Source organism: Vibrio sp. V43_P6S15P86, from assembly GCF_009904725.1.
Taxonomy (GTDB): domain Bacteria; phylum Pseudomonadota; class Gammaproteobacteria; order Enterobacterales; family Vibrionaceae; genus Vibrio; species Vibrio diabolicus.
In genome coordinates, this window is record NZ_WXWT01000103.1 from 1 (window position 1) to 4,705 (window position 4,705).

The following is a 4,705-nucleotide window of genomic DNA, read 5'->3' on the forward strand; positions in this document are numbered from 1 at the left end:
GCTTTATTCTTGTCATCTATTCTGTCGTAGCGTTCGCCTATTATCGAAAAGCCAATGAATCTAAACAGAGCAAAATTCAATTAGAAAATGCTCTGAGTGATGTAACGCAAGATGACTTAACCGGATTATTAAATCGGCGAGTATTTAAAGAAGAGCGGTTTAAACATCGAATGGAGGTTGAACCATACTCTATCATTGCGATTGACGGAAATCGTATCAAGAAGATTAATGATCGTTACGGACACCATGTTGGCGATGAAGTCATTGTTATTATTGCAGACTCAATGAGAAAGGTTTTTCGGAACAGTGACTACTTAGTCAGGACTGGTGGTGATGAGTTTATTGTAATTTTGCCCGGATGCAGCATGAGCAAAGCTTCCATGTTAGCGAAAAAGCTCCGTGGCGTTGTTAAACACAATCGTTTAAATACATTAGATATAGAGATCAGCGTTAGTACTGGTGTTGCTGTGCGCGAAGAGGATGAAACGCTGCAAGAGGTGATCGTGAGAGCAGGTGAAGAGTTATATGAAATGAAAAAACAGCGTGTTTGAGGACAACAATACATAACCATGACATAACTGTTTGATAAATTTGACCAAGCAGTACCCTTGGTCTTTTATATTAGTCGAGCAATACATAATGCTCCTTTGATTGCTGATTAGCATAAGACCCAACTGGTACTGTATCGTGAACAAAGACCTTGATCTAAACCTATTAAAAATACTGGTTCTGTTAGAAAAGCATCGTCAGCTTAAACCCGTAGCGAAAGCCTTGGGCAAGAGTGAGGCGTCGATCAGTAAATATCTTGCTCGCTTACGCATCCAACTTGGTGATGAACTATTCATTCGTCACCCACATCATTTAGAACCCACCAACTTTCTGATGCGTCAGCTACCCAAAATTGCAGATGCATTAGATAACTTAGAAACATGCTTAGTTCGATCAGAATTCAAACCAGAAAAATACAGTAAAGATATAACGGTCTGTTTACCCCAAACGGCTCAGTACTCATTTGGACACTTGTTGGCGATGGATTTAATGACGCTGTTTCCTAAAGCTCATATTACTGTCGCAACCATCACGGAATATACGGTGGACGAAATCCTTTTAGGCAAAGTGGATGCCCAGCTTCATTACTTCAATGATGAATTGCCTAAATCTATCCATCAGAAATTTATTGGTTACGCGCCTGCTGTGGTTGTTGTTCCGGAAGAGCTTGGGATCACCACTCTTGAAGAGGCTGCCAAACTGCCATTTATTATGCTTGAAATTATCGGTTGGAAAGAGAAAGAGCAGCTTGCAAAACGAGCAATGGAGAATCACGGTATGGTGATCAATCGAATTGCAGCGCTAGATAACGTGAGCAGTGTGCTAAAGCTGCTCAAACAAAAAAAGGCGGCGACGGTTTTTCTGGAGTATCAGGCGCCAATCGAAGGATACCGTTTTATTCGTATTCCTGAATCTTATTACCCCAATGGCTGGCCAAAGGTTGTACTTCAGATGAAGCAAAGCCATCGTCACGACGCAATGCACCAGATATTAACCGATGCCATTGCAAAATATATGAAGAACTAACGATCGCATCGAATGTTTTCAGCGCTTGGGATCGTATGCAGTAATTCAATCAATGAATCTGCATGGTATTTTTTCAAAATACGAGTTTTGTAAGTGCTGATGGTTTTAGCGCTGAGCGATAGTTGTTCTGAAATACGTTTATTTGAATAGCCCTGAGCTAAGTAGTGGAACACCATGGCTTCGCGATTGGATAGCGTGACATCACCAGTAGAAGGAGCGTGAGTAGACTTAAACATAGAGTACCCACGTGAGACGCTCACAATCGCGTCAGTAATCGCTTCTTTTGTCTCGTTTTTATTCAAGAAACCATGAGCTCCAATCTCGTAAGCCGCTTTAGAAAGGCTGGAATAGTCGCGTGAAGAAATGAAAAGTAATTTACCTTGATAGCCCGTTGCTAAAATATTCTTCGCCAAACGCATACCATCTCGATCACCAAGGACAACGTCTAGAATAATAAAATCAATTTTTGTATTTCGAACTAAGTCCATTACTTCTGCGCTGTCTTTCGACTGAATGACTTCGGCTGTGTTGATTACGCTCTCAACAAGAGAAGTCAGTGCTTCGCTGTAAAGTGGTTGGTCATCAATGATAAGAACATTATTCAAATGGAGCCTCACTACTATCCGAACTGTCATACCGCCCAACGCAATATGATTGTATTAAGAGGGATTGTAGGAAAAACCTTTCTGATGGAAAGGAAAATGACATTTTCTATAATTGAAATTCACTGAGCACAATTGAATAAGATACTGTCGAATACGCCAATACACGAGGGATTTCATATGTGTGGGTATAGTGATAGGCCAACGAAAAACATCAATATTAACCCTAAACTTTTCATCGAAATGGCCGCTAAAAGTGGGAAGGTAAGCTCGCACTAAGTTAACTCATGTTATCCTGTTCAAAAATGAGACATTTTTTCACAGTTTGATATGGAAATGTGCGTTGGCCGTCCTTTTGGTGGTTTACAAACTTTGTTGTAACGACTAAAAAGGATGCTTGGATTTTTAGCCTGAGAATGGCTTCTCATGGCGTTTGCATCAAACTTTTTCTGATGCGTATTTTGGTTGGATAATTGGCTTTATGAGTAACGTAACCAGCACCATTTTGACAGAAAGTGGTACCAATGAGCTTGAAATCATCGAGTTTCATTTAGAAAAAACATTGCCGGATGGCAGCACAAAAACTTGTTATTACGGCATCAACGTTGCGAAAGTACGAGAAGTGATTCGCGTACCAGAGACAACCGATTATCCAAACGCACAACCTCACATGATCGGGGTGTTTTCGTCCAGAGATGTATTGACGCCTTTAGTAGATTTAGCTGGTTGGTTAGGTGTACCAACACGCCAGGACCTAGAGCGTAAGTTTGTTATCGTTACTGATTTCAACAAAATGACCAATGGCTTTCTGATTGATAGTATTTCACGTATTCATCGTATCTCTTGGAATGATGTGGAATCACCAAGTCAGTTTTTGGAAGCGGGCGAACAAGATTGTGTAGTGGCCGTTGTTCGCAAAGAAGGCAACCTGATCATGATTCTCGACTTTGAAAAAATCATCGCGGATATTAACCCAGAGCTGAGTATGGAAAAATACGATGTGAAAGGGGATAAGTCGGTAGATCTAAACCAGAGAATGGTGGGTAAGCGTAATGCTAAAACGATCATGGTGGTGGATGACTCAGCATTTATTCGCTCTTTGATTCAAGATACATTAGCTTCTTCAGGTTACAATGTGATCACTTGTAAAGACGGTGGTGAGGCTCATGAGAAATTAATGAGCTTAATCGAGGTCGCGAAAGAAGAAAACTTGCCAGTTAAAGAGCTGTTAGATGCGGTGGTTACAGACGTAGAAATGCCTCGAATGGATGGTATGCACTTAGTGAAGAGACTACGCGATACTGAAGCGTTTCATGAAATGCCGATCATTATGTTCTCATCATTGATGAGTGAGGATAACCGAACGAAAGCACTGTCTCTTGGCGCAAATGATACGATTACCAAGCCAGAGATTGGCCGTATGGTGAATATGATGGATAAATACGTATTTAACTTTGCGTAAACAAACCCGATAAGATTAAAAATAAGGCTGCCGATGGGCAGCCTTATCTTATTGTGGGCATGGAAGAATTTTTAAGGTGTAACTTTCGTTTGGAGCCTGCGGTGGTCCATATAAAATCCCGCATTGAGTTAAACTGCTATTTTTATCATCTCTTGCTGAAATAACGACTTTAATGTTGTTAGTTTGAACAATTTTCCAGTCACTATCTCCATACTGATTCTCAAGTTCTGAGACTAATATAGCTAAGCTTGTTTCATCTGCATCTGGGTAACCGTACCTAAATGTACAGCTAAGAGAACCATTCAACTCACAACCTGAGAAAGGCAAATTTTCAGGGCCTTTACCTGAACCTGCGTCTGTGTGTTTGTTTGATATATATGGATAGTGTTCCAACCCTGCAATCGCCATTTTCCCATAACCGACACCGAGCGCTGATGCAATCGCGCCCTTCATGCCTTCTAAACGCGCTTCACGCGCATCACTTTGAAGGTTTAAAAAGCGTGGTGCGGCAGTGACAGCAAGAATGCCAAGCACGACAATAACTACGACTAACTCTATTAGAGTAAATCCAGTTTGTTTTCTCATATTATTTTCACAGCAAGTTAAAGGTAGAAAAAGTAACACTGACCGTACACTTGTTGTTGTGTAAATAAGTACGGTAATGACAAAATGATCAATAGTATAAAGCGATGAGTCATAAAGTGCTATACCGACGTAGTGGGAATCGGCTACGCCTACATAGAGCGGGAGGAGGGGCAAAGATCTAATGCGGCCGTTTTTGAGCAGTCATTAATTCCGTGGAAGAAATGCTGCATGAACAGTCGAGCATGAATTCGCCTAGATATAAGCATACGCGTACATCGGCTGAATGAAAGACGAAAAGAAGTGATGGCAAACCGCACAAATGGATTGTCTTTTTGTTCACTTTGATGAATGCTACGCGAGATTCATATCACAACACACTCGACGCATTCATCGTGCGAATGTGCTTTGGTTTCGTGTTTGGCTTTCAAATATAAGAATAATCTAAATGGAATTCGATTCGATAAACTTGCTTGCGATAGGG

5 protein-coding genes are annotated in these 4,705 nt (G+C 41.0%); 3 read left to right on the top strand and 2 right to left on the bottom strand.

The window, feature by feature from the left end:
* Positions 1-551 (top strand): GGDEF domain-containing protein (locus tag CAG69_RS04345; protein ID WP_161442900.1); only part of this gene is annotated, 551 nt, incomplete at its 5' end.
* Between the two features lie 136 nt (positions 552-687).
* Positions 688-1,575, top strand: a complete 888-nt coding sequence (locus tag CAG69_RS04350; RefSeq protein ID WP_046876026.1) for a LysR family transcriptional regulator — start codon at positions 688-690, stop codon at positions 1,573-1,575.
* Here the strand turns inward: CAG69_RS04350 and CAG69_RS04355 are convergent.
* On the bottom strand, positions 1,572-2,180 hold the full coding sequence (locus tag CAG69_RS04355; protein WP_161442903.1) for a response regulator transcription factor: 609 nt from the start codon (positions 2,178-2,180) through the stop codon (positions 1,572-1,574). The two genes, CAG69_RS04350 and CAG69_RS04355, sit on opposite strands and share 4 nt — an antisense overlap.
* Before the next feature lie 478 nt (positions 2,181-2,658).
* Between CAG69_RS04355 and CAG69_RS04360 the strand changes: the two genes are divergently transcribed.
* Positions 2,659-3,639, top strand: a complete 981-nt coding sequence (locus CAG69_RS04360) for a chemotaxis protein (RefSeq protein ID WP_161442905.1) — start codon at positions 2,659-2,661, stop codon at positions 3,637-3,639.
* Between the two features lie 48 nt (positions 3,640-3,687).
* Here the strand turns inward: CAG69_RS04360 and CAG69_RS04365 are convergent, their stop codons facing one another.
* Positions 3,688-4,224 carry a prepilin-type N-terminal cleavage/methylation domain-containing protein gene (locus CAG69_RS04365; RefSeq protein ID WP_161442907.1) on the bottom strand — a complete coding sequence of 179 codons (537 nt, stop codon included), beginning with the start codon at positions 4,222-4,224 and terminating at the stop codon, positions 3,688-3,690.
* Positions 4,225-4,705: the final 481 nt, after the last annotated feature.